Source organism: Paenibacillus sp. O199 (assembly GCF_001636635.1).
Lineage (GTDB): Bacteria > Bacillota > Bacilli > Paenibacillales > Paenibacillaceae > Paenibacillus > Paenibacillus marchantiae.
Genome location: NZ_LGRP01000008.1, coordinates 95,092 through 118,698, shown reverse-complemented (window position 1 = coordinate 118,698; position 23,607 = coordinate 95,092). Strand labels below are relative to the sequence as shown.

Sequence of the window (23,607 nt, the reverse complement as noted above, 5' to 3'; positions counted from 1 at the left end):
CCCCTTGAAATATGAATGGAAGATCAGACAACTGAAACCCGTTTCATGAAATGGGTTTCATAAAGTTTAAAATTAAAACCCGTTCCAGTTTATGAAAGGGGTTTCATTCACGACCTCATTATATTTCACCCTCCGAAGGAATGTCAACGCTTTCTTTTTCAAACATTCCCCATTTATCGTGGTGCGGGTCCAGTACTCTGGCGGACAACAAGCTCTGGTTGCAGAACAGTCTGTTTCTTCGGATTACCCTGGTTAATCAGTTCATGCAGCTTATCCACGGCCAGCTTGCCCAGCTGATACGTATTCTGGGAAACAGTCGTCAGTTCCGGTATAACGGCACTTGCGAGCGGCGTATCATCAAAACCGACAATGGAAATATCCTTCGGAATCGATAAGCCATGTTCAATGGTCGCCTTAATCGCACCAATCGCCGTGTAGTCGTTCACACAGATCACCGCAGTTGGAGGGTTTCCACGGTCCAGCAGCTTAGACATCTCCCGTTTGCCATCTTCAATGGAGAAGCTTCCAAGCAGTTGACGATCTTTCGGTATTTCGAGTCCATGCTCACGCAGTTTTTTCTGAATGGCCTTGACCTTAACCATCGTGGTGGACAACTCCTTCAAACCGCCCACAAAAGCAATATCCCGATGTCCCAGTTCGAGCAAATGTTCAGCAGCCAAAACGGCTCCTGCTCCTTCATCCGTGTACACCCGATGGAATCCGCCTTTGGCAATGTTGCCATTGACCAGCACGATCGGCATACGTTTGCCCATATCAATCAATTCCTGAGCCATCTCATCCGGACAGACCTGCATGTTGATTCGTCCACCGAGAAAAATAATGCCATCTACCCGCTTCTCGCGCAAAATAGACAGATACTCGGACTCCCGGCTGTAATCCCCGGCCGTATTGCACAGGAAGAATGTATATCCCAATCCACGTGCCTCGTTCTCAGCCCCCCAGAACACTTCTGGGAAGAACGGATTCGTAATGTCCGGCAGGATGATCGCAATGGTTCCCGTCTCTTTCTTGATCAGACTGCGCGCCTGCGCGTTGGGTTGGAACTGGTGTTTTTCAATGATAGACATGATCTTCTCCCTTGTGCTAGCACGCACAGGTGCCGTATCATTCAGCACACGGGAGACCGTGGATACGGATACGTTCGCTTCTTTGGCGATGTCATATATGGTAATCGGTGTCATATGTGGAACCATCCTTTTTCTCTAATATTCCTGCTTATCATACCAGATAAGGAATCGGGATGAAATGGGTTTCATTCCGAGGCTCCATCACAGCATCTCCACCGATGATATTCAAGTAATTGAACCATTCGATTGGATGATCCACCAAAGTTGTAATTTTCATCGGATTCAGTCTGCTTTCCCTTCTATTTCACACCATTGTTCCATATATTAGATTGTAAGCGAATTCATAAGGTGATTAGAGGAGTGTGAACGACGTTATGATCATTCAGGTCAGTCCGCTGGCAGAATCAAGACTTAACGCGATGCTGGGAGATCGGCCGGGCTATTTCAAGCTGTTTTATGACACCGATGGATGCGGATGTGATGGTACTGCTGTGCTTCTGATCGTTAACGAGCCAGACAGTGATGACATTCGGATTGAATCCGATTCGCTTCCTTTCCTTATCAACAAACAGCAACAGATCTATTTCGAACCTTGCCTTCGCCTGCAATCAGAGAACAGTTTCCCTTCCTACCGATTGAGCAGTGATTCCATGATCTACGGTAATCATGTCAAAGCCCATGATCTTCGGGATACCGCAGACACTTCGCAGCAGCCGCTCAGTTGGTTCGTACGATAAAAGTTGGAAAATATGGACCTACGAAAAAACCTCCCAACCCTTGAAAATTAACGGGCTGGGAGGTTTCTTCTTTGTTTGTTTTTGTATGACCTGCATCAGTTGTGTGACTGGAAAGTTATCTCTTGGACCAATCGCAGCATACCTGATCTTGTCAAATGACATCATGCGCTTATTTACTTTGTTTTGAACCGGGATGATGCTTCGGCAAGCTGTTTGGTCAATCCATCGATGGTCTGTACCATCTCTGACAGATGCTCGGTCATGCCTGACTGTTCCTCCATCGTCGCGGTTACTTCCTCCACGGATGCAGACACTTCTTCACCTGAAGCAGACAAGTTCTGTGCAGCTCCAATGACGTCATCCTTATCGCGTTCAATGGATTCAATCTCGGAGGCAATCGCCTGAACCTGGTCCATCATTTCATTCATATTTTGGGTGACAAAATTGAACGTTTCCTTGGTCTGGCCTACACTGCTCTTATGCTGTTCAGCAATCGCCTCAATGGCTTGTACGCTCCGGTTATTCTGCTCGACATGATCAATCGTCTGCATCACAATCCGGCTGATATCCTCCGATTGGGCTGTGGTCTGCTCCGCCAATTTGCGGATCTCCGATGCAACGACGGCGAAGCCACGCCCATGCTCGCCTGCCCTAGCGGCTTCAATGGAGGCATTGAGTGCAAGCAGCTTCGTCTGATTCGCAATCTCGGTTATCGTACCTGTAATTTGGTGAATGCCAGAGGAGCTTTCAGCGAGCTGCACTGTAATCTTGGAAATATTGTTCACTTCGGCCTCGTTCTGTTCGTTCACCGCAATCAACACATCAATGACCTTATGGTTGTTTTTGAATGCATCCGTAATCTCGTCTGCCTTGAGCTTCACTGACTGCGACATCTCATTAACGTTCTCAATTTTATTGCCCACGTTCATGAACTTATCCACGATCGCTTCCGTATCATTGGCCTGAGACTCCATCGCTCGTGAAATTTCAAACGCCGTTGTCGTTGTTTCGGCAATGGAGGTCGAAGTCTGCTGGGTGGACAGATCCAGTTCGGTTGTACTTGTTTTCAGTACGCTGATGGAATGATTCATGCTGGAAATCAGCTGTTGGTTGCCCGCCGCCATCGTGTTAAAGCTGTCCACCAGTTGTTTGAATTCTCCGCTATATTTGCCCTTAGCCTGCACCGTCAGATCCCCGTCTGCAAGTTGTCTGAACAATGCTGTTAGCCTTGTAATGGGTTTGGTAACCAGTAAGGAGATCAGTATTCCTGCGATGATAGACACCGCAATTGCGCTGAACAGGACGATATACATCTGTTTCGCCATTTTCCCTAATGGCTTCTGCACATCACTTAGTTTATCTTCAACAATGATGGTCCAATCCGATCTTGGAATTTTGGAATAAAAGATTACTTTGTCCTTTGTGCTAACATCGCCTTGTTGCAACTGCTCGTTAGAAGGCAGATCAATCAGTGACTGATATTCACCAGACTCAAGCTTCTGCCCCGCCATCTTTTCATCCGCCGAATTGAACATCACTGTACCTACGCGGTCCAGAATAATGACTTTTCCCTCTTCATTAATGTTGATGTTCTGAAGCTGGTCAACGAAGAACGAGGTTGATGCGGTAGATACGAGTACACCCTCCACTTGTTTGTTTTCATCGTAGATCGGCATTGCAAAAGCAGTACCCAGCGTACCCAGTGACTTGGAGATAACCCCTTCACTAATTACATTCTGGCCTTGAACCGCCTGTTGAAAATACGCACGATCTGCACGTTCTCCCCCGAGGGCTTCAGGATCGTTCGCTGCAACAACGATGCCTTTCCGGTCCAGCAATATGATATTGCTGTTGCCTTCCATCCCCGCGAGGCTGTCTGCCAATATACCATTGGACTTATCCACGAGTTCACTATTTTCCGAGAAAAAGACATCATCATTCTGTCCTTCGCTATTTCGAATCTCCAGCAATTCCTGAAATGTGCCATGTGTTGTAATCAGGAACGTGGATTGTTCTTCCAACGTTAGTGAAGTGAACAAGCCCGCACCAATCCGGTCAGAGGTTGCTTTAATCTCATCCTTGCTTTTGTCGAGGGTAATCACTGCTGCTACTGTGTAAGATAAAACCGCAGTTACCGCCAATACGAGGGTTACCAGTAAACCGATCATTAGCGGCAATTTGACTCTGAACGACATGTTGATTACGCGTTCTCTCGCCTTCGCGAATACCAAATGAATCCACCTTCCATTTCATCCTTGATTGTGTCCAATATTGTATGGGTTAACTTTATATCGGTAGATATCAATCAATTGTTCAGCAGGAAAAACGTTTGCACTGAAAATGTTTTTTTAAAACTCATATTCATCTATATAAAAACAGAACTATATGTAACTAGTATTATATTTTTATCATTTACTCCATTTGTAAAATAAGGGTATAATTTTCTTTGAATTCATCTATCGTTTCTTTTAGTGAAAAGGGTGCAAAGATAATGAAAAGAACGATTTTACCCAATCAAATTATTATAGTCGTAATAACTTTACTTCTCTTCATTGCAGGGTGTAGCTCAGGAAAAGATGCCCCTGAATATCTTTCAATTACAAACACGGAATATGTTAATGGAACAGATACCGATGATGGTATGATCATGAGAGTATACACATACGACCTTCAAACGAAGGCTCTAACTAAACTAGCTGATTTACCTTATAGCTCACAATATCCCTTAACTGTAGCTTCCTTAGCAAATGACACCATCTATTATTCAGGAGTTGGAAACGATAAGGGTGACGAGTTGTTTTCCTATGATATTCAGGCACAAAAGACTCAACAATTAAGCTCAGGCTTATTTGCAATTAATTCAATTATTCCGGATACCGTTGATCATACTTTGGTTATGGCTGCTGTTAAAAAGGGAGAGCGTCCTGTCAAAGTCATTTTCTTTGATCAGAAAACGCAAAAGATGAACATCTTGAATGACGATGATTTGGATACAACTACATGGGATATTTCGTTTAACCCGGAAACGAGTAAAACCTATGCCATCCAATATTCTGAAGAAGAGCAATATAGTCATATGGAGCAGTCCAATAAGGCGCAAACACCAATGGTTCCTCCAAACCATACGATCATTGAGATAGATCCAATCTCTAAACAGACACGCAAGGTTATTGAACTAGAGGAGGAACAAATTTTAACTTTATCAACAAGGGGAGACCAAATTCTTATTGCCACTGCAAAACATATCAACAAGAATCCAATTAAATATAGTATGGTTAATATTAAAACAGGAGAAAGAAACGAAATTGATCTTCCCATTAAAGCGAGGAGTGGATTGTTTTTGTCCAAAGACGGGCAGGGTTTCTATTTCCTCGGAGAAAATACAAAAGCAAACGTGAATCAGGAACGAGGAATTTATTTCTATGATTTGAAAACGCAACAAGTGGAAGCCATATTTCTTCAAAAAGAAGGATTCATCAATAATTTTATGCTTCTATCAAATCCATAATAGGGTTCCTGAAAACACAGGAACCCCCTTGTTGAGTGGCTCACCAAGGTGAATGTTCCATTTGTAATTACAGCGAAGCTTGATAAGCTACTTAACTAATAGGCAGGAAGGAGCAATCAGATGAGTAAGGAATCAATCACAGTACAAACATTAATAAAACAAACCATCCATCAGTATGTATCCTCGGATGCTCACATCCTAAACATTGAAAGTAACCCTATCAAACTGGGATTCCAGGCCGTGGAATTGCTTCGACATCATATTGAGTTCCTAGTCAATGGAGTGCAAAAGGACATTTCTGTCATTACGAAGAAAGCCACGTTCATTGAACGCTCTGCATTGTCCAGATTATTTTCACAAGGTGCTAATGTGCCATTTAGTCTAACAAGTGAGCCTCATACTGAAGATCGCAGCTTGATCTGCATTCAGGATGTGGACTACCAAACCGATTATAGCCATCTGGATATGGATCTGCTTCAGAATAAAGAATTACGAGCGCTGGCTTACATACATGGAACGAATATGGGGTTAAAAAAAGAAATGCCCTGGATACCCACTGTGGATCGGAATCATATCATCGATATGATGGAAAATCGTTGGAGACCTTCGTGGAACGCCGCCATAGAAAACCCAGAATTCATTGCGGAATTTGGATTACCGATCATATCGGAAATTGAAGCTGTAGCCAGTAACATCGTAGATGATCTTGAAGTTCTGATCAGAGATGAACATATGCATACGATGATCCATAATGATCTGAATCCCGGAAACGTACTGGTACATAATAATGAGGATGTCTATTTTATTGATTGGGAGGAAGCAAGATACGGCTCCTTGTTCTTCGATATTCCTCTACGCTGTAGCCATATGAGACAAGTAGACATCTATCGGGAGGCCCTAAGTTCCCACGGATACGATATTCCACAAGATCAATTCGAAAAGTATTTCTCCCTGGCATCCCGATACCTTGGCATCCGCTATATGAGTTGGAACCTTGGGGTATGGGAACAACACTCATATGCAAAAGACGACTTAAAAAAGTATATGAAGATGGTAACTCAACCTTTGTTCTCCTAATCCCCTCCTCATTCCAAGTTAAGCATAAGATGAATTCACTGTTTTACCGAAAAAAAAGCTCCTGCCACCAGAAGTGACAGGAGCTTACATGATAGGGATTCAGTATGAACATCATATGCTTCTCTGACCTAAATGCCATACATTTCTCACAGATAATTATGAACTGGTGCTTAACCCAGATCTGCAATTCGCTGTTTAATGCGCGGAAATAAACCAAAAGCATTCTCGTAAAATACCTTCTCATGATGCTGCTCCGGCACAAGTCGACGGACGAATTCCGCATACAGATCGATCGGCGCGAGCGGCCAGTCGGTTCCGAACAGCATTTTCTCGTAATGATCCGAATAGACCAGCGCCCGGCGGAAATGATCCATGAACAAGGGCTCGTTCATAAACCGTTCAAAATGGGGCCGATCACCGACAACAAGGCCGGACAAATCTGCGTAAACGTTCGGATTTTTCGCCACGACTTCAGCGGCATCCATCACCCAAGGATCACCCAAATGGCAGATCATAAAATTCACACCGCGCTGTTGAAAGGCTAATTCGTCCACGGTCAGTGGATGTGCATACTTAAGCAATCCATTCATCGAGTACGTATCCCCCGTATGAATGACCACCGGCAAATTATACTTGGCTGCCAGTTCATAGACCGGTGTGTAGATCTTGTCATACACGTAGTGATGATAGTACCCCGCATATAGTTTAATTCCGGCTACCTCAGGAGCTTGCAATCGTGCTTCAATCCGGTCCAGCTCGGCCTGAGCGTGTTCACCACCCAGGTGGTTTGGATTAATGCCGACGCATTCCATCAGGAATGAAGGAACCGTTTCTTCCAAATCAAGTCCCATCGGGTTGGGAGAACTGGAATCCGGGAATGCTCCCTTTGTCTGCTCCGTAACCCCCATTCCGATGCCAAGAATCACGTCGTTCTTATCAAACTCCGCCTTGAGGCCAGCGGCAGAGTAATCCACTTTCGATAAATCTATTGCCGTTCGATGAAAGCTGTCGATGTCCGACAGATGAATGTGAATGTCAATAATCGGCATGTTAAGCCTCCTTTTCACCTTTTGAAGTTGCAAAGTCTAGCTGCAGAAGGCCACGTACATCCTCTGGATTCAGAGGAATTTGCCCCAAGATCAGATAGGTCGGCTCTGTCCAGACCGTTTCCCCGTTCAGCAGTGGCAGATTGTGATACACATTGTGACCAAGCACCACATTGTTCACAAACCCCGCAGCATTCTGATTAGGGTAACGATTCACTGCATGCAGCATGTCTTTACGCGAAACTGAACCCATTCGCAAGAAACCTTTGGACTGAAGATATCCATCTAGCTTTCCAAGAGGGTACCGCCCTTGCTCGGGGTGTTCCAGCCAACCATCAGCAAAGACAGGCGAGGGTTTGAAGAAATGTTCCTCGGCTAGCGAGTAATCCAGCGCCAATCCGCTTTCGTTCGTAACAGAGTGTAACTCACAGAGAACAGGAACGCCGGGCAGCATGAGATAATGCTGCTGTACCGTGATTCCCCGATTCGCTTCATGTTTCTCGATGCGGGTCGTGATCTGAATTCCTTTCCAGACGTTACCGTAGTCATCTTTACGCTCCGTCCAAGCCGCGCTTCTTTGTTCCAACTGTCGGCTGAAACCGTTCATACCAGGGATACCCACACCAAGTCCGCCGTACCATGGATTCCACCAGGAACGCGGGGCTGCTTCCGGATACGTGCTGTCCAGCCATTCTTCACCCTGGTACTTCAGGGAATGCACGACACTTCCGAAACCAGGGGCAGCTGCCATCGAAAGAACTCCGTTGCTCACCGTGTACACAGGACCTGCTGGACCTTCTTCAATCACGCAATCAACGGCTGTTCCTGTCTGCGGATACCAGAGGGCGGTCCGTTCATGAATCCGATCCTCGCCTCGATATACGGCCCGAACCTTCCAGCCAAATTCGCTTTCTCCTGTCTCATCCTTTTCCTCAGGGGAGAACTGCAATTTAGCAGAGCGCAGATCCTGCTCTCGATTTAATTCCATATCAGCAGCTAAATGCTCTGGTGTGCCACCATTCTGCACGTACAGTTCCAGGTTTCCAGCGAGCGGAACCATCTTCCGTTCAATCAGTTCTGCAGTCAGCACATCCTGGGCAAACGGATTGCCACCACCCAATGCCAGCTCAAGATGGTTGTCCAGCTTCGGTACAACCGGGCTCCGCCGTTTTTGGGCGAAAGATCGGAAATCCTGCCATTTGGCAAAGGTGTTCAGAGCAAATACGGTCGCCTTCGTTTGCACAACGGCTCCTGCTGGAATCCGGCCAAGCTCATGCTGTAACCCTAGTGTGTGTTCCGGACGAAGCAGCTTCAGGGAAGGGTCCCAATAGATACCGCAAGCACCGTACTCTTCCTTACAGAACAGCCAGTTCTCTGTAATTTGCGAGCTGTCCCAATGGCTCGGATCGCCAGAGTACGCATCACCCATATCCACATAACGGCCTTGGTACGGGAGAATAAGCCGATTACCGAAGAAACCGAAGTTCGTCATCAAGAACATATCTTCTTCCAGCTCTGTGCTGCGAGTATTCCCAATCTCGTGGTGAAATTCAGCGATTCCATTAGCAGACAGCTTGGCGACGGACTTGATCTCCAAACCAGGAAAGTCTTCCGATTCATACAGTGCTTCGAGAACCTGGTTTTCTCCCTCCGGATAGATGTTCACTTCCTTGGCTTGTTTCTTGGAAAACTCTTCTGCAAATGGCTTACCGAGCTTCGGATAGGTCCACCAGAACGTGTGGACGGAGCCAGGGTATTCAATCCACATGTTGTTTTCTTGCTTGCTCATATGGAGGGAGAATGCACCGTTCACGGCCACCCACTGATCTCCGTTTTCCCCACCGTAACGTCCTTGTGTACCTTTCATCAGAACAGACAGCTTGGTTGTGAAAGAGACCGCCTGTCTATCCGTCGGAACGGCCGTTACCTCAACTTCTCTCGAATAGAGACCATACGAACGCAAAATGAAGGTTACCGGTACAGATGCTTTGCCTTTTGCAGGAACTGTGAAGCGCACCGAAGGTTCTGTCCATTCTAGAAATGCATCCTCCGGCAGGTCAAAAGTGAACTCCGCTTCGGAATCAAAATTATTCTCCACGTTCAGGTACAAATCGGCCGGGATGCCTGTATAGAGCTCTTTTACGGGCAACGCCGTGTTGATCTTGGCCGGGAATTTCGGGGCAACGCCCATACGAAACTCGGCCTTTTTGCCACCGATCAGCCATGTGCTTGTGACTACGGGATGGGTCTTATTCTGACTTTGCTCCTCTTGAACCGGATCAAGGTGGAATTCACCCTCCACGATTACCGTTTCTCCCGGAGCAACTGCTCTTGCAACGTCCAGCGCAAAACGAATATTTTTGTTGTCCTGACCCTTGATCTCGAACTTCAGCTCGGATGCTGAGCGGTTCGTGATTCGGTAGCGAACCTTGTATGTGGAACCAAATACGAGATCATGATCGTCGATCTCTGTGGTAATTTCGTACTCCGGTGTTTCGAGAGCTGTCAGCCCGCGACCCGATTTCTCGAATTCGGCTCGCAAGGAGATATCTCCCTTTTTCCAGGAATAATCAAAGAAATCGAAACCACGCTCCCGTCGGCCATCCGGCTCGATGACGAGTTCACGGGTGCTGTCTGCGTACCAATCCAGCTCCTCAAAATAAGGAGCAAGCGCTTCCGTCTGCAAGATGGTCGGGATGAAGTTCATCAGATGCACATTTTCATCCTTTTTCTCCCAGAAGAACCCGCATTTCTTATACATCGGTACAGCCTTGGTGTTACCTGCCCATGTAAACAGATCCAGGCGAGGCCATCCCGCTTCCACAGTCTTGCGAACGGCGTTCAGGATCAGATTACGCCCGACCTTGTAGCCGTGATAATCGGGGCGCACATTCAATAGCGGTACATACAGGGCATTCTCGTCATAACGGTAGTGGGCAAAACTACAGAAGCCAACAACCTCTTTCTCATGAACGGCGAGAAATACATGAAGATTGGACGAAGTCTCCATCTCCCGGCGAACGGTATCCTCCGTTCTCTGGTTGGTGCCACCTCCCCAACTTTCATTGCTGCGGTTCCACATATCAGCGATTGCAGCGGCGTAGGAGGGATCGTATTCGATAATGCGGATTTGTTCCATGATCGAAGTTACTGTCATATTTGGATCTCCTTATCTTTATCTATAGGATGGTCTTCGTGGTCATTCGATATGGCCTTTGCCCGTTAGCCGCAGAGATAATACTGGCCATGTTTGAAGAAGCTAACGATAGTCTTATCATACTATAAATGGAAACAATTTCAGAGGATTAAAAATCTTTCTTTCCAACTTATAAGTGCCTTTCGGCTCTTGTTCGAAGCGTCAAGGATGGACGAATCTATTTAGGTATGAAGAAAAAATCCACGTCTCTAAGTTAGACGTGGATTTAGGTAAATGAACAGCTAATAATCTTCAATTATGCCAATATAGAACGGACATTGCGTAGAACTGATTTCATTGGGATTGGCTCATTAAGCGACATACAACAGTAAAACCCGTTACTTCATTAAATTCATGTTAGTACAGTGGTCGGTCGTATGGCTGGGAATGATCAAAGTAGCTCGTTCCCTTCTGTGCCAAAGTCTATTTCTTCATGTCTTGTATCCTGTTTCACTTTAGAGAGCAACGTCTTTAGATGGTTACGTAGTTCCTCATTGGACTCTACAGGCTTGGTTTTTGGACGCAACAACAATTCATTATCTTCTGTCACCAAAATCTCAATTTCCGAGCCTTCTTCCAGATTAAGACGCTTAAGCAATTGGTTAGGAATGCGAATTGCACTGCTATTTCCCCATTTGCTAAGTGTGGCTGTAGTCATGGCAATCCCACGCCTTTCGTTTGATTGATGCTCCAGGGTTTTCCACTTCATCCCTACCGGGGTACTATGCCATCAACTCGCCTTCGCGAGTTTCGCGCCGCGAATCGATGCTGTAGCGTATACCACGAGCGCTGTCCAGATGAGAGCAAAGCCTACGAGTAGAACCGGCGAAACCGATTCCTTGAATACGAATATGCTCAGCAAAAGCATGATCGTCGGCCCGATGTATTGAACGAAGCCGAGCGTTGACAGCGACATCCGGGCGGCTGCTCGCGCAAAAAAGAGCAGCGGCAGCGCCGTGACTACGCCGGAAAGAAGCAATTCGATGAACGTTGGTGCAGGCAGCGTCCATGCCGTCGTTTTCCCTACAACGGCCAAATAGATCCAGTAGCCGAGCGCGACAGGCAGGACTACAGCCGTCTCCGAGAATAAACCTATAGAAGCGTCTTGCTTGATCTTCTTCTTCGCCAGGCCGTACAAACCAAATGACGCAGCCAGCGAGATCGCGACCCACGGAAATCGTCCATAGTCAATCGCGATGATAAGCACCGCTGCGCCAGCGATGGCAATTGCAAGCCATTGGCCGCGGTTTGGCTTCTCACGAAGGAAGGCGACCGCTAACAGCACGTTCAGCAACGGATTCAAATAATAGCCAAGGCTTGTCTCGACGACATGGCCGTTGTTGACCGCCCAGATGAAGATGAGCCAATTAACCGCGATCAGCATTCCGCTGGCGGTGAGCGACAGCAGGATCGAGCGGTTAGTTGCAATCCGCTTTATATCACCCCAGCGACGCTGGGCGGCGACCAGAATACCCATAAAAACAAACGACCAGACAACCCGATGCGACAAAATCTCACCTGCCGGAACTTCGCTAAACAACTTCCAATAAAGCGGGAGAACCCCCCACATGATATACGCAATAATAGCGTTGACTAACCCGTTATTCATAATCATTTTTCCCCTCTTCTTGCTCTGATGTCTGAACGGATTATACGTCTCAATCCCCTCTCAAGTAAAGGAAATAATTGATGAATTTGATTTAATTATTATTTATTAGTCAAGGTTAATAATCTTATCAAAGCAGTATGAATCTTTGTCATAGCCATTATGCTCATAGAAAGCATGGGCATCAGTTCGCTTGAATCCGCTACATAAAATAATACTAGATATTTCGAGTTCTTTAGCATAATTTTCAGTATGTCTTAATAGTTGTGTACCTACCCCACGATGCTGGAATTCTTTTTTAACGGCAAGAGCTTGTATATGTAAATAACCAATGGAAACCCCTATGGACAATGCCTGAACTATAGTTACAAAACCAACCACATCATTTTCAAATAATGCAACAAATGTTTTGTAATTCCCGTCCTCATTCATTTTTTCTGTAGTATCTCGAAAATTTTCCTCATTAACATTGCGAATCTCAAGCACATCGTTCCATAAAAAAACAACTTCAGTATAATCATTCGCTGCAATTTCTCGTATTTTAATTTCCATGCTTAACCTCCCTTAATAGAAATGGATTTTAGAGGAAACCTTTTCCTGGCTTGTAGCGTTTATGTTACGTGAATAACAATACTTAAGGAGGAATCAAGATGAAACGAATAATTTCTCTATTGTTGATGTTAAGTTTAGTTGTAAGTGTATCGTCGGTTGCATCTGCATTGGATCAATCCTTATTGGATCTACCTTTTAAGGAACGTGCGGCGAATGTGTATAATCCTTCATTAAAAAAGGTCTTGTTAGATATCTCAAAGGACAACAAGTTAACGACAACCCAACATAACTCCATTTATGTTCCTATGAAGGATGTTTTTAAACAATCTGGAGCAACGTTTAATTGGGACGGAAAGAAAAAAATTACTACGGTTAAAAATCAAGGCCAAGAACTGATTCTTAATTTCTCTGGCAAAGAAATTACAGCGGGTAAAAATCAAGTTGTTCTCCCTCGAGAGTGGGTACAATTAAAAAATGGAGTCTCGAGTATTGATGCATTTGTCTTAGCATATATTTTTGAAGTATCTGCAGATGACTCCGATCAAGAAAGAGTGGACTGGAAAGAAAAACTGAATTTCTTGGATATTAAAGGTACAGCCGGTTTGCCAGGATTAGATAAGTATATGCACGTAAATGTTCAGTTCAATGATTAATTAAAACCTATATTTTCAAATTCTCTTTCGGTTATCCCCAGGATAGGTTTCTTTTCCTCTTATTAAGAAACCTATCTATGAATATCCAGTCCTCTATATGCCAAGCTATCCTGCTCGTTAGAGCCTCGCGAACGTGATGTAATCGACTTGGGCAGGCTCTGCCGATTCGATCCGAAGTGCCCGATTGATCTGTCCTCGGTGATATTGCCCATGTAAGAGAGCCTGCAAGAGGATGTCCCGGACGGATGTTTGGAATGGAACCCCGCTCTGATTCGCGTAGTCGATTATTTCGTCCAACTCAGATTCTTCAAGCCCTTCGATATAGACGCGATATTGCTCAGCGTTTTCTTCGAATATCGTCCGGATCGCCGTCAGGTCGTCCGATTCCTCCCACAACGAATATTGCGCACTGCCCTTGCCCTGCAATCGAGACAACCAGACTCGTTCCGCGACCGCGACGTGCCGAACGAGTTTCAGAAGGTCCTTGTTCTTCGTCCCACTCTCTTCGAGCGCTTCCAAGATACGTCCGTCTGCCCAGTAAAGGTGGTCCATCATGCACTTGATTGTCTTCATTTCGATTTCCCCCTCTTCGTCTCATTGATTAATTTAATCTGCTGCCATCCGATAGTTTCATCAATGAAGCTTTTCATTTTGATTTAACTGATATCTGATCAAATTCCGTAGTGTCTTGGTTGAACGCCAACGTTTAACGTAAATCCGTAAGAACTTGTTTTGCATAAGCATCCCAGTCTGCTTCATCTGTGTTAATCTCTAAAGTTGGAATCAATGATTGTTTCGTAGCCATTCGAAGATTTTCTTGATTATCTAAAAACGTTTCACATACTTGGGGAGTAGTAGAATTTCCCATAACATATGACTTCCAGGCTTCACCGCGACTTTCAATATACCTAGACTCAACAGCATCCGGGGTCAAGGTTAAGAGTACACAATGTGCATTCATCCTGGATAGACGTTTCTCAAGCAGCTCAATCTCAGGAGAGGCTTTAAATGCAGCTCTATGATTTACATGAAACCTCTCTAAAAGAAAAAATATACCTTTGGATGGTTTGGAATGACCAAGAGAGCTAATCCAATCGTATTGTTGTTCAAGATAATCAACATGTCGACTTAGAAGTGAGATATGTTCATCCTTATCCATGGATCTTAAAACACCTTGATATGAATGCAATAATTGTGAATAGTGTTCACTTATTGCAATTATAGTTTTCTCACTATTCGGTGTTTGACTATGTAATCTCTTTATAGCAGAAAATAATGATGTTTTTCCTGCAGTAGACATCCCTTCGATAATTACACCCCGTATCATCTTCCTGTTCCCTCCTAAGCTTCCTGGTATTCTGCCCTTTAGTATATTTGTACCGTGAACTAGCCTGCTCGTTCCTGCTCGTTAGTTGATAATTTAGTTAGTTCATCAATGGGAATTGAACCATCATGATAACGATAAGAGAAGAAATACAGCTTAGTATTGCAATCAAAATATGAAGACAACTGAATGAAATTTTTTCTATAAAAATTCTTTCTTTTCTTTGAATGAAACACGAGTAAATTAACACAGTGATCACAATGGGCAGATAATGATAAAAATCCGGTCCATCCTTACTGGGTAATACTTTATTAATATAGCCACCTATAGTTTCATCAATGATCATAAATGTATATATAACTCCGATTAACGCTGAAATGAAAAACTGAAATGCTAACTGAACTAGATTTTTCTTTATAAACAAGGGACCAATTTTTCGGTATAGGTCATTGACCATTATGTATTTGTTGCCTCCTCATTTTTTGAATAGTACTCATCCTATATTTTACCATATAATTTATGCTATTGATTCCGTGCAGCGATACCTCAATTAAAACTAACCTGCCCGTTAGTTCAATAAGGATAGAGGAGCAGTATCGTCCGGGTCTGAAACAGCTGCTCCCCATACTTCCCCATTAACGTTATAACCGCCACCACTCCATTGAAGCAAGTAGCCTCCAGTACGCATGCCTTGCGTGAAACCTTGATTAATATTTATCCAATCCGAAGATTCCCCGGCAGCAATAGTTATAGCGAAATACACTTTTCTAGTTTCTAAGTGTGTTAAACTAACATTGACTTCATGGCTACTATTGTTCTTCATTAGAAGTTTTATATGTACGAATTCCGGATTTATTGAAAAGGGTTGCTGTACCGTTGCGCCCCCAGAAGCAATATAGTGCGAGGGTTTATTCTCTTCTTCACTTAAAGAATTAGTAAGGGTTGTACTTGTTGATTTGCTTGATAATACACCAGACTTTAGAGTAGAGTTATTCTCTTGAGTTGAACTTGTTGAATCACAGGCAGTTACGGTCGCTGTTGTTAGAGATAATAATAAAACAGCCAAAAAAAGCCCCTTTTTTTTCACAACTTTATCCCTCGTATTCTTTTATTAGTTATTCTAAAATCTATAAGACGTTCCTCGTTATTAATAACGCTATCAATTCAATGAAAGTTACATCTGTAATTCACAAAATGGCTACCCGAAAAGAAAAAACGAATGATTGGTTCTCCATGGGAAACTTCAACAGGTTTAATACCCGTATATTTAAGAGTCCCTTTTACTTTTATTGCTTCACCAGTAACTATATTAGTTGAGGTTGTTACTTCGAGAACAAAATCAGATGCTACTACACTTTGAGTCACAATTTCTTCATTTTTTTCTGTTAATGAACACCCAGCAAATATCATGGGTACCACTAATACCAACATTAAGATCCAACTACTCATTTTTGTCACATCATATCACCTCTCTCATACTACAACGGATTTATATCGAATTTGTTGCTTAATTTCAAGAATACAAGTCATTCCGCTTTCGTAGTTTACTTAAAGTCAAATAAAATAGGCTCCCATGTAAGCTGGCAGCCTTAATTACTTTCGTCTTCCGTAAGTTTGAATTACTGAATCATCTCATTGATTTTGCTAACGCGATCATTTCCTCTTTAGTTAATTCTCCGCTGTCCATTTCAATGAAAGTATCATTTTGTACCCATCGTAGATATCCTCCTGGTATATGGTTAGCCCATGGTTCAAATCGCCCTTCGATTCCATTTATGTTAATTTTCTCTCCATGTTCATTAAATTTAAAATCCTCGACTATAGTTCGTGTTGTACTTGTTCGGTTACGAACATCGACGTTAGTGACAACTCGGTTTACTTTATATCCACCCGCCTTATGTTCTTCAATTCCAAACAAATATGTCTGTCCTGATTCATCAAAAAAATGAAGTCTAACTTTTGAAACGGATGGGCTAAGATCAAACGGGTATGGTTCCTTAATTTCTAATTTATAGTTTTCAACCAAGTAAGACGGCGTAAAGAGTTTGAAATCCGCAGCAGTTTGCAGCTTGTCCAAATCAACATTTGAAAAAGCTTGCGTAGGTTTAGCTGATGCGATGAGTAGATCATTGTTGATTCCAACAGAAAGCATAAAGATAAAAACTAATAAAACAATCCGTTTAGACAAGGGCATTCCCTCCATTTTTTTAGTAATATTATGCCATTGTTTAATTCAACTATTCTTCCCTTTAGTTTAAACACAAAAAATCCCAGAGTCGGTTACTCTGAGATTTCCGCCATTATTCAAGTGGTCTAACTCTCTCCTGCGTCATCATCTACTCTGAGGTGTACTGATCCAAACATAGGAATCATTAATTGTTTAGTCTTATCGTTAATTTGATTTAATTGGCGGGCTATTTCAGATTCGTTAAAAACCGTCTGTTTCTCTGCCCATGCAAAAGTTCCGTGTTCTGTAGATATCTGACCTATAAATCTGAATTTATCCGGATCTAAGTGTATATAAGAATTCAGTAAGGTAGAGTTGTCCATATCGAGCTTCACAACCTATGTCCTTTACAAAACATGATAGATTATTGCAATTCGATTCCATATAAATGGTAAATTGTACAGATAGATCTGTTCCCTTTTTTTGTGGTAGTATCGCTAATGTTGTGTACATAACAAAAATATTATAGAGGTATACTAAATTGCAGAAAATACCACGCGTTGAATTAATGATGAAGAAAAAATATTCTAAAATCATCGTTGTTGTCGTTCTCTTGATCATTGCTTCAACTTTTATTTTAATTGAAAGCTTATATACTAAGAAAGAAGTTGAGGTTAATTCGAATTATTATACTGGTTTTGTTGCGAGAGTACAGAAATTGGATGATACACTTTCTCAAACCAGTGAGATAGAGACTAATAATGAAGTTGAGCAAATGTTTGATGTCTATACTTCCATTATTTTAGTGAATGACCAATTAACTCTCTTAAAAGAAAATACTAAAACTTTTCCTGAACTAAATGTTCTCATCAATGACTTTTTAATATTTAGGGGGGAATATGGTTATCTTGTAAGAGATCAATTAAAAGGTAATCCTGCAGATTCTGAAGTACGCATGAAAGTGGTCAAACAGGTCAAATTATTCCTGAATAACATGCCAAAAGAATACGAAAATTCGAAGGAATTTGCGGATAAGTTTAATGCGGCAACTGAGCATATTAAACCATTACTACATCTTAATTTCTAACTATAATAAATTGCGGTGTAATTTTATCGATTACTTATTTGAGCTGCGGTTGCGGCTCTTTTTCTGTATTTCAAGAAATAACTAACCTGCACTTAGCTTAATAAAAAGAGCAGGATACCGAAGTATCTGCTCATTAATGTGTATTATTCCACTATCGTTTTCGTTAAGTTAAAGAAGCATCGTTAATCCAACTCTTTATTTGCTTTCTACATAAAGCATCGATTTCTGTTTTAAAATCAATAAATGATAACTAAATCAGTTCCTGTTTCCGCTTCAAATACACATATAACACTACTCCAGATGCCGCACAGATTACAGCGCATAGGCCGATGAATCCGTACCCTGCTTGAAGTCCGCGCAATAACCCCAGCTGAGTGGTTGGGCCATATGCATTCTTCACGCCCTCAATCACCCAACCAATTACATAGTTACCAATGACACTACCAATCCCCATCAAGGTAACTGTGAACGTAATCGCAGTGTCACTGCCGTTTGGATATCTGCGTGCGATAAATGCCATGACTGTTGGATAGATCATCGCAATACCCGCTCCCGATACGGCAAAGAAGAATGCCAGCCCCTCTCCGCCTGCAATGGCGACAAACGTACATACCGCCGAAAAAGCAGAGAACAGAATCAACGACAAAACGAATCCGATCCGGTCAGTAAGCGGTCCTAGCAACAGTCTGCCCAACGAAAAACTCAGGAAGAACGCAGACAGCAGCCCAGATGCTTTGACCGTGTCCCACGTGTAGGCTTTCTCCAGAAAGTTAACGAGCCAACCTCCAACCGCCAGTTCTGATACCACGCCAAAAGAAAGAATGAGCACCATCAGCCAGATGGCTGGATCACGTGTTAACGTCTTGAGTGAAGTCCGATCTTCATGAGGAAGATCGTCCCCCGGAAACTTACTGCGCAGCGCTGCAATGATCGGTAGCATACAGAGTGACAACATCACCAGATACATACCACGCCAGTCCAGTTCGTGACCAAACACGTGCAACGACATCACACCTGTCGCCAGCAAAGGCGCTACCGTTGAACTCAGCCCATAGAAGAAATGGGAGAGGTTCATCATCGTACCTGTGTTTTTCACAAAGATTCGCGCCCCCAGAATCGCCAGCGCAATCTCCAGCATGCCGTTTCCGATGTACATGAAGAAGTAAGATGAAGCAAAGAGTGGATATGTATGAGATACGTAAATGAACACACCCGAGAGTATCATTGATGCAAACGAAATGATGCTAACTGCCTTAATGCCCCATTTGCGAACTAGGATGGCGGTGAAGGAGCAGGCGATCAGGTACCCCAGTGCATTCAGGGACAATAACGTCCCGAGCTGTTTCTCATCCAGATTGAAGTCGAATTGAATTCGCGGAATGGCTGGTCCCTTAATATTTTCAGATATACCAAATACGATAAATCCCAGAAAAATCGTTGCCAGTTGCATGGCGTAAAGCTTGTTGAACTTTTTCTTGTTTCCTTCTGTACCTGCTTGCTGATTCAAATTAAGTTCCTCCATTAAGGTGCCATAAAATGTGGTTGACTACCATTGCTTCTCGATCAGTTGGATGCGATAAGTCAGGCTCTCCAACGTAACAGCGACCACCCCAGTGAGGTATTCACGTCGTGTGTCTCTCTGGATAATCAACTCCGGCATATGCTCCAATGGAATCATTCGATCCAGACAACCTTGCGTCAGGCCATCCCGCATAGCCGGGTCCATCGTATCCCCTGTTACCACAATCGTTGCCGGATTAATGATCGCAATAATGGATACCAGTGTCTGTACCACCAGTTCCTGCAACCCTCCCGCTGTTTTCAACATCCGTAGCTGTTCTTCCCGTGACACGCCAAAAGGTAGAAAAGATACCTCGCCCCCAAATTGCGTGTTCCCTGTGAGCGGACGACCATCAATAATAAAGCCTGCACCAGGAAAATGGTTCTCAGGAAATGTAACTACCGCGAAGTTCTTCTCTTCTTCAAATTGCTGCTGGTTATACAGTCCGTACACCGTGAGATTCATGTCGTTACCAATGACCACTTCCACATCATCATACTGTTCCTTGAGCCTTGGCCCTAGCGGTTGACCCGCCAGCTCCGACACATCACAAATGCCAATTACACCGTCGTGTGCCACCCCTGGTATACCAATGCCAATGGCCTGCACATTGTGGTGCGTTTCGATCAGGCTCGCAATCAAATCCTCCACCACAGTCACATTAATCTCATCCAAAATGAGCGTCTGTTCGTCCGTCATTTCCCCGTTCAGATTGGCGTGTGTATGTGTAATCGAGTGAATGCCACCCTCCGTTCGAATAATCAGACACAGCACACTTGCGTAGTCCGCATTGAATTGATACCGACTTGCAGGTCTTCCCCCACTTGATTCATCTGGGCCCAGATCGATAATCTCACCTGTCTGAAGCAACTCGTTCAGGATCGTGCCGCATGTGGCTACGCTGAGTTTCGTCAGGTTTGCAATGGAAGCCTTCGTGCCTACGCCTATTGATCGCAGTGTATTCTTCACAAGTTCAACATTAATGCGCTTCACCTGTTGGGTGTTGTGTGAAGTGGGTAACATGGTTAGTTGTATGCCTCCTTTCGTTCATTTCGAACCATTCAATGAATGTTTTTAAAAGTATTTTAATAATTGAAGTGTAGGGGGATTTGTGGGGAAAGTCAATGCTTAATTGAAGGCGAAAAACGTTTGGATGGACAGACAAAAAGACAGTTCAAGATCATCTTGTGTGATCCTGCACTGTCCTTTAGTTAAGGTGGTTTATGTTGACTGGCTCATTTGATTTGCCAAGATGCTCTTCTCCAGTCGAACTTCAAATAGCTTTCGGTTCAGATCCTGTTCCATCGCATGTAGGTGATATGCTGCTTGTTTCACGGTATCCATCTCTAGCACACCTGCCTGTTTTGCGATGATATCCATGGCGTCCAGGATGAGTTTGTTGCATGTGACTAGTTGATCGACGTAATCGTCTTCCTGTTGGACAAGTTGTGCGTACTGCAAAGCGAGGTCTTCGCTGTTGGTACTTGTCATGTCACCACTCCTTTTAAGGAGAGGGTAACATAAAAAATAAGTACATGTGGTACGTACTTACGTAACATATTCACATTATACTTACAGATACTTCTCTAGTTCAAATCGATGAAAGCCATTCATGTTATGCTTATAAGCTATGAATAGCTTATTCATTTTAAGATTATTATTGGTATCAAAATATAAGTTCTTAATCTGATCATCTTCTTGTAATTTAGTTATTAAATTTACGGAAAGGCCAGTCTTAATTAATTTTATTTTTTTCTCATCATTGGTTCCATAAATAATTCTATGATATTCTTGTTCACCAATTAAATTAAAATCAAATAGTGCTATAACAAATTTATTAAGCTTATAGCTAATGAAATCGTCCTCTAATTTTAATTTAACGATAACTAGATTAATAAGCTCTTCATCTTTCTTATTGATAAGATCTATATAAACTTTTTTCGCCTTACCTCGATAGTTTTCTGATGGCTTTTCAATTTCCCCATAAGTTTCTCCAATATACAGATAATTGCCTTCTTTACTCTTTCGTGTTTTGAAATACCTAAAAGTATCTTGAATATTTTTATTCAATGAATAGCGTTGTTTATTAAAAATATACATTTTGTAAAAATTTCGTGCTTCTTCGATATCTAATCGGTTAATTTCGTAATCTTTGATATATTTCACAAAATTAAATATAAATGTTTTATGGATTTTATCAATGATATTAAGTTGTTCCCATCCTGGGATTTGTTTGTCTATAGACTTTACTTGTTTCATAAAATTCATAAGTACATTTTCATCATTGAGATCGTACATCGAGTATATTCCAGAATTGATTAAGTATTTTTTAAACTCAGTTACCTCATTATGGCCGTCAGAAATAACCAAATGTTCATTAGATATAATTTTTTCAACTTTTTCTCTATCTTCCAAATCAACACTATCAATATCAAAATTTAATAGAGTGGGATTTTTAATATCATCTTTGAAAAAATTATTCCTTAAGAGTTCAATTTTTTTCTTCATTTGAAATTTAGAACCGTTGTATTCCACACTGTTAATAAAATGGATCTGAGGCAAAAGTTTGTTCAATTCGTTATTTCCCTGATTAAAAACTGTATCAAGTCTATTTACTCTCCCTATAAGATTCGTTAATTCTTTTCCCCTTAAACTGTAAGTATTCATGATGAACAAATTATCTATCGGAAGATTTATTCCTTCTAATATCACTGTATTAGCTACTATAAACTTCAAAGAAGTAATGGTTTTAAATTTATACTCTAAGAACTCTTTTACTATATCCGGAATTTTCCCATGAATATACATAACCCCTCTTTTTAGCATTTCAATAACATAAAATTCGCTATGAACATATCTTTCTAGCTCATCAATTATCTCTGTGATATCATCATTTTTAGGTAAAATATTTAACTCCTCAACAAGCAACTTTGAAAAAGCTTCTATTTTCTTTGGACTTCGAATATAAATAAAATTCTTATACTTTTGTCTTTCAAGAATGTATGAATATATATCTCCTTTAAAATTCAAACTATAGAACTCATTCACAAATCTATTGTACTGAAAAACTTCTCCATTTAACCTAAATTCAAATAATTCTGGCTCTTTTATGTTATGAGAGATTTTTTGCTCACTAATTTCCCCTTGTTGTTGTACTAATAAATTTTTGCTCGAATTAACTAATGGCGATAGATAGACAGTTTTTTGAGAAGGATTCCTTTTGAGATTCTTCCTAATTAATCTCGATAAAAGAATGCTTCTACTATTTTTTTCGAATAAATTATGAGCTTCATCGATGTACAAAATATCGAAGAATAAATCATACCTATCCAGCAATCTTAATGCTCTTTCTTGAGTGAAAATCGAAATAAATTTGTCTTCTCCATTGTACATTTCGTCATGAAGAATGATTCTCTTATCTGTAACAGAATTTTTAATGGCTCTATATGTTTGCACTAGCAACGACTTAGTAGGTACAATAATTGCAACTTTGTCAAAATTATTCATTTTTATGTGATCTATAACAACCGAACTCTTACCAAATGATGTGGGAGCTAAAAAACTTAAAGAATAAGATTGATCTTCCATGAATTTAGTTCTGGTTTTCTGTTGCTGATAAGTTTCCAAATATTTTTCTTTCTTGAATCTATCAAATGAGATATCCATTAAAGCATTACTCAGGCTCAAATCTTCAAGTAAATCAAGCTCTATGATTTCTCTAGAAATAGGATAAAAACCAAAATTAATTGAAATATCGTATAGAGGCCTATAATCACTATAACTAACAGAATATTTTAGCACAATAAAGTATGAAAGTTCGAATAAACTCACAAACCTTTTGTCAACTTTAAATTTTTTCAAGAAGATAATTGCACAGCTCAATATAAAATCCTTTTCCCTATCGGACAGGATCTGATTAGTTGTGAGCTTCCTAAGCGCTTCTTTAAACTCTGGTACTTTATTCATTGAAGTTAGTAAAGTTTTTTCTTCTCTTATCACTCAACA

22 protein-coding genes are annotated in these 23,607 nt (G+C 42.0%); 5 read left to right on the top strand and 17 right to left on the bottom strand.

From position 1 onward, the window contains the following. Positions 1 to 173: 173 nt before the first annotated feature. On the bottom strand, positions 174 to 1,202 hold the full coding sequence (locus A6049_RS14510; protein WP_063565346.1) for a LacI family DNA-binding transcriptional regulator: 1,029 nt from the start codon (positions 1,200 to 1,202) through the stop codon (positions 174 to 176). A 37-nt stretch (positions 1,203 to 1,239) separates the two neighbouring features. Continuing rightward, positions 1,240 to 1,365: a hypothetical protein gene (locus A6049_RS34400; protein ID WP_256336611.1), complete on the bottom strand. Its 126-nt coding sequence runs from the start codon at positions 1,363 to 1,365 to the stop codon at positions 1,240 to 1,242. Between the two features lie 85 nt (positions 1,366 to 1,450). Here A6049_RS34400 and A6049_RS14505 point away from each other — a divergent pair, with 85 nt between their 5' ends. Beyond that, positions 1,451 to 1,825 (top strand): iron-sulfur cluster biosynthesis family protein, encoded by a 375-nt coding sequence (locus A6049_RS14505; RefSeq protein ID WP_231952416.1) that lies wholly within the window; start codon positions 1,451 to 1,453, stop codon positions 1,823 to 1,825. 173 nt (positions 1,826 to 1,998) lie between these two features. On the opposite strand, the gene A6049_RS14500 is transcribed toward A6049_RS14505, so the two are convergent. Next, positions 1,999 to 4,056, bottom strand: coding sequence for a methyl-accepting chemotaxis protein (locus A6049_RS14500; protein ID WP_090809676.1), 2,058 nt, complete (start codon positions 4,054 to 4,056; stop codon positions 1,999 to 2,001). Between the two features lie 260 nt (positions 4,057 to 4,316). Here A6049_RS14500 and A6049_RS34060 point away from each other — a divergent pair, with 260 nt between their 5' ends. Both A6049_RS34060 and A6049_RS14490 read left to right on the top strand, forming a co-directional pair. Next, complete coding sequence (locus A6049_RS34060; RefSeq protein ID WP_240321402.1) at positions 4,317 to 5,333, top strand: hypothetical protein; 1,017 nt, start codon at positions 4,317 to 4,319, stop codon at positions 5,331 to 5,333. A 120-nt stretch (positions 5,334 to 5,453) separates the two neighbouring features. After that, the gene (locus A6049_RS14490) at positions 5,454 to 6,410 is read left to right on the top strand and encodes a phosphotransferase (RefSeq protein ID WP_063565344.1); all 957 of its coding nucleotides are present in this window, start codon (positions 5,454 to 5,456) and stop codon (positions 6,408 to 6,410) included. Between the two features lie 170 nt (positions 6,411 to 6,580). Here A6049_RS14490 and A6049_RS14485 read toward each other — a convergent pair whose 3' ends face one another. From A6049_RS14485 to A6049_RS14465, 5 genes are all read right to left on the bottom strand, one after another. Beyond that, a complete protein-coding gene (locus A6049_RS14485; RefSeq protein ID WP_063565343.1) occupies positions 6,581 to 7,459 on the bottom strand; it encodes an amidohydrolase family protein in 879 nt (292 codons plus the stop codon). 1 nt (position 7,460) lies between these two features. Then, a complete protein-coding gene (locus A6049_RS14480) occupies positions 7,461 to 10,613 on the bottom strand; it encodes a GNAT family N-acetyltransferase (protein ID WP_063565342.1) in 3,153 nt (1,050 codons plus the stop codon). Between the two features lie 430 nt (positions 10,614 to 11,043). Then, on the bottom strand, positions 11,044 to 11,310 hold the full coding sequence (locus A6049_RS14475; RefSeq protein ID WP_036617560.1) for an AbrB/MazE/SpoVT family DNA-binding domain-containing protein: 267 nt from the start codon (positions 11,308 to 11,310) through the stop codon (positions 11,044 to 11,046). A gap of 72 nt (positions 11,311 to 11,382) precedes the next feature. Continuing rightward, positions 11,383 to 12,261 carry an EamA family transporter RarD gene (gene rarD / locus A6049_RS14470; protein ID WP_063565507.1) on the bottom strand — a complete coding sequence of 293 codons (879 nt, stop codon included), beginning with the start codon at positions 12,259 to 12,261 and terminating at the stop codon, positions 11,383 to 11,385. Between the two features lie 105 nt (positions 12,262 to 12,366). Continuing rightward, complete coding sequence (locus tag A6049_RS14465) at positions 12,367 to 12,810, bottom strand: GNAT family N-acetyltransferase (RefSeq protein WP_063565340.1); 444 nt, start codon at positions 12,808 to 12,810, stop codon at positions 12,367 to 12,369. A gap of 98 nt (positions 12,811 to 12,908) precedes the next feature. Between A6049_RS14465 and A6049_RS14460 the strand changes: the two genes are divergently transcribed. Next, positions 12,909 to 13,463, top strand: coding sequence for a stalk domain-containing protein (locus tag A6049_RS14460; protein WP_063565339.1), 555 nt, complete (start codon positions 12,909 to 12,911; stop codon positions 13,461 to 13,463). Positions 13,464 to 13,580: 117 nt separating this feature from the next. Here the strand turns inward: A6049_RS14460 and A6049_RS14455 are convergent, their stop codons facing one another. The 5 genes from A6049_RS14455 to A6049_RS14430 all read right to left on the bottom strand — a co-directional run bounded on the left by A6049_RS14455 (position 13,581) and on the right by A6049_RS14430 (position 16,975). Then, complete coding sequence (locus tag A6049_RS14455; RefSeq protein WP_063565338.1) at positions 13,581 to 14,036, bottom strand: DinB family protein; 456 nt, start codon at positions 14,034 to 14,036, stop codon at positions 13,581 to 13,583. 133 nt (positions 14,037 to 14,169) lie between these two features. Further along, the gene (locus A6049_RS14450; protein WP_063565337.1) at positions 14,170 to 14,790 is read right to left on the bottom strand and encodes a hypothetical protein; all 621 of its coding nucleotides are present in this window, start codon (positions 14,788 to 14,790) and stop codon (positions 14,170 to 14,172) included. Positions 14,791 to 15,355: 565 nt separating this feature from the next. Continuing rightward, the gene (locus A6049_RS14440) at positions 15,356 to 15,874 is read right to left on the bottom strand and encodes a hypothetical protein (RefSeq protein WP_063565335.1); all 519 of its coding nucleotides are present in this window, start codon (positions 15,872 to 15,874) and stop codon (positions 15,356 to 15,358) included. Positions 15,875 to 15,951: 77 nt separating this feature from the next. Next, complete coding sequence (locus tag A6049_RS14435; RefSeq protein WP_063565334.1) at positions 15,952 to 16,245, bottom strand: hypothetical protein; 294 nt, start codon at positions 16,243 to 16,245, stop codon at positions 15,952 to 15,954. Between the two features lie 169 nt (positions 16,246 to 16,414). Next, positions 16,415 to 16,975, bottom strand: coding sequence for a DUF4367 domain-containing protein (locus tag A6049_RS14430; RefSeq protein ID WP_063565333.1), 561 nt, complete (start codon positions 16,973 to 16,975; stop codon positions 16,415 to 16,417). A gap of 520 nt (positions 16,976 to 17,495) precedes the next feature. Between A6049_RS14430 and A6049_RS14420 the strand changes: the two genes are divergently transcribed. Next, complete coding sequence (locus A6049_RS14420; RefSeq protein ID WP_063565331.1) at positions 17,496 to 18,041, top strand: hypothetical protein; 546 nt, start codon at positions 17,496 to 17,498, stop codon at positions 18,039 to 18,041. Positions 18,042 to 18,291: 250 nt separating this feature from the next. Here A6049_RS14420 and A6049_RS14415 read toward each other — a convergent pair whose 3' ends face one another. From A6049_RS14415 to A6049_RS14400, 4 genes are all read right to left on the bottom strand, one after another. Further along, positions 18,292 to 19,491 (bottom strand): MFS transporter, encoded by a 1,200-nt coding sequence (locus tag A6049_RS14415; RefSeq protein WP_095206118.1) that lies wholly within the window; start codon positions 19,489 to 19,491, stop codon positions 18,292 to 18,294. Between the two features lie 96 nt (positions 19,492 to 19,587). Then, positions 19,588 to 20,625: an ROK family protein gene (locus A6049_RS14410; protein WP_063565329.1), complete on the bottom strand. Its 1,038-nt coding sequence runs from the start codon at positions 20,623 to 20,625 to the stop codon at positions 19,588 to 19,590. A 198-nt stretch (positions 20,626 to 20,823) separates the two neighbouring features. Continuing rightward, positions 20,824 to 21,093 carry a hypothetical protein gene (locus A6049_RS14405; protein WP_063565328.1) on the bottom strand — a complete coding sequence of 90 codons (270 nt, stop codon included), beginning with the start codon at positions 21,091 to 21,093 and terminating at the stop codon, positions 20,824 to 20,826. Between the two features lie 81 nt (positions 21,094 to 21,174). After that, positions 21,175 to 23,601: a DEAD/DEAH box helicase gene (locus A6049_RS14400; RefSeq protein ID WP_095206103.1), complete on the bottom strand. Its 2,427-nt coding sequence runs from the start codon at positions 23,599 to 23,601 to the stop codon at positions 21,175 to 21,177. Positions 23,602 to 23,607 lie beyond the last annotated feature (6 nt).

Coding starts and splice junctions, on each gene's coding strand:
- A6049_RS14510 (WP_063565346.1), bottom strand. CDS start 1,202: ATGACACCGATTACCATATATGACATCGCCAAAGAAGCGAACGTATCC.
- A6049_RS34400 (WP_256336611.1), bottom strand. CDS start 1,365: ATGAAAATTACAACTTTGGTGGATCATCCAATCGAATGGTTCAATTAC.
- A6049_RS34060 (WP_240321402.1), top strand. CDS start 4,317: ATGAAAAGAACGATTTTACCCAATCAAATTATTATAGTCGTAATAACT.
- A6049_RS14490 (WP_063565344.1), top strand. CDS start 5,454: ATGAGTAAGGAATCAATCACAGTACAAACATTAATAAAACAAACCATC.
- A6049_RS14485 (WP_063565343.1), bottom strand. CDS start 7,459: ATGCCGATTATTGACATTCACATTCATCTGTCGGACATCGACAGCTTT.
- A6049_RS14480 (WP_063565342.1), bottom strand. CDS start 10,613: ATGACAGTAACTTCGATCATGGAACAAATCCGCATTATCGAATACGAT.
- A6049_RS14475 (WP_036617560.1), bottom strand. CDS start 11,310: ATGACTACAGCCACACTTAGCAAATGGGGAAATAGCAGTGCAATTCGC.
- rarD (WP_063565507.1), bottom strand. CDS start 12,261: ATGAATAACGGGTTAGTCAACGCTATTATTGCGTATATCATGTGGGGG.
- A6049_RS14465 (WP_063565340.1), bottom strand. CDS start 12,810: ATGGAAATTAAAATACGAGAAATTGCAGCGAATGATTATACTGAAGTT.
- A6049_RS14460 (WP_063565339.1), top strand. CDS start 12,909: ATGAAACGAATAATTTCTCTATTGTTGATGTTAAGTTTAGTTGTAAGT.
- A6049_RS14455 (WP_063565338.1), bottom strand. CDS start 14,036: ATGAAGACAATCAAGTGCATGATGGACCACCTTTACTGGGCAGACGGA.
- A6049_RS14450 (WP_063565337.1), bottom strand. CDS start 14,790: ATGATACGGGGTGTAATTATCGAAGGGATGTCTACTGCAGGAAAAACA.
- A6049_RS14415 (WP_095206118.1), bottom strand. CDS start 19,491: ATGCAACTGGCAACGATTTTTCTGGGATTTATCGTATTTGGTATATCT.
- A6049_RS14410 (WP_063565329.1), bottom strand. CDS start 20,625: ATGTTACCCACTTCACACAACACCCAACAGGTGAAGCGCATTAATGTT.
- A6049_RS14405 (WP_063565328.1), bottom strand. CDS start 21,093: ATGACAAGTACCAACAGCGAAGACCTCGCTTTGCAGTACGCACAACTT.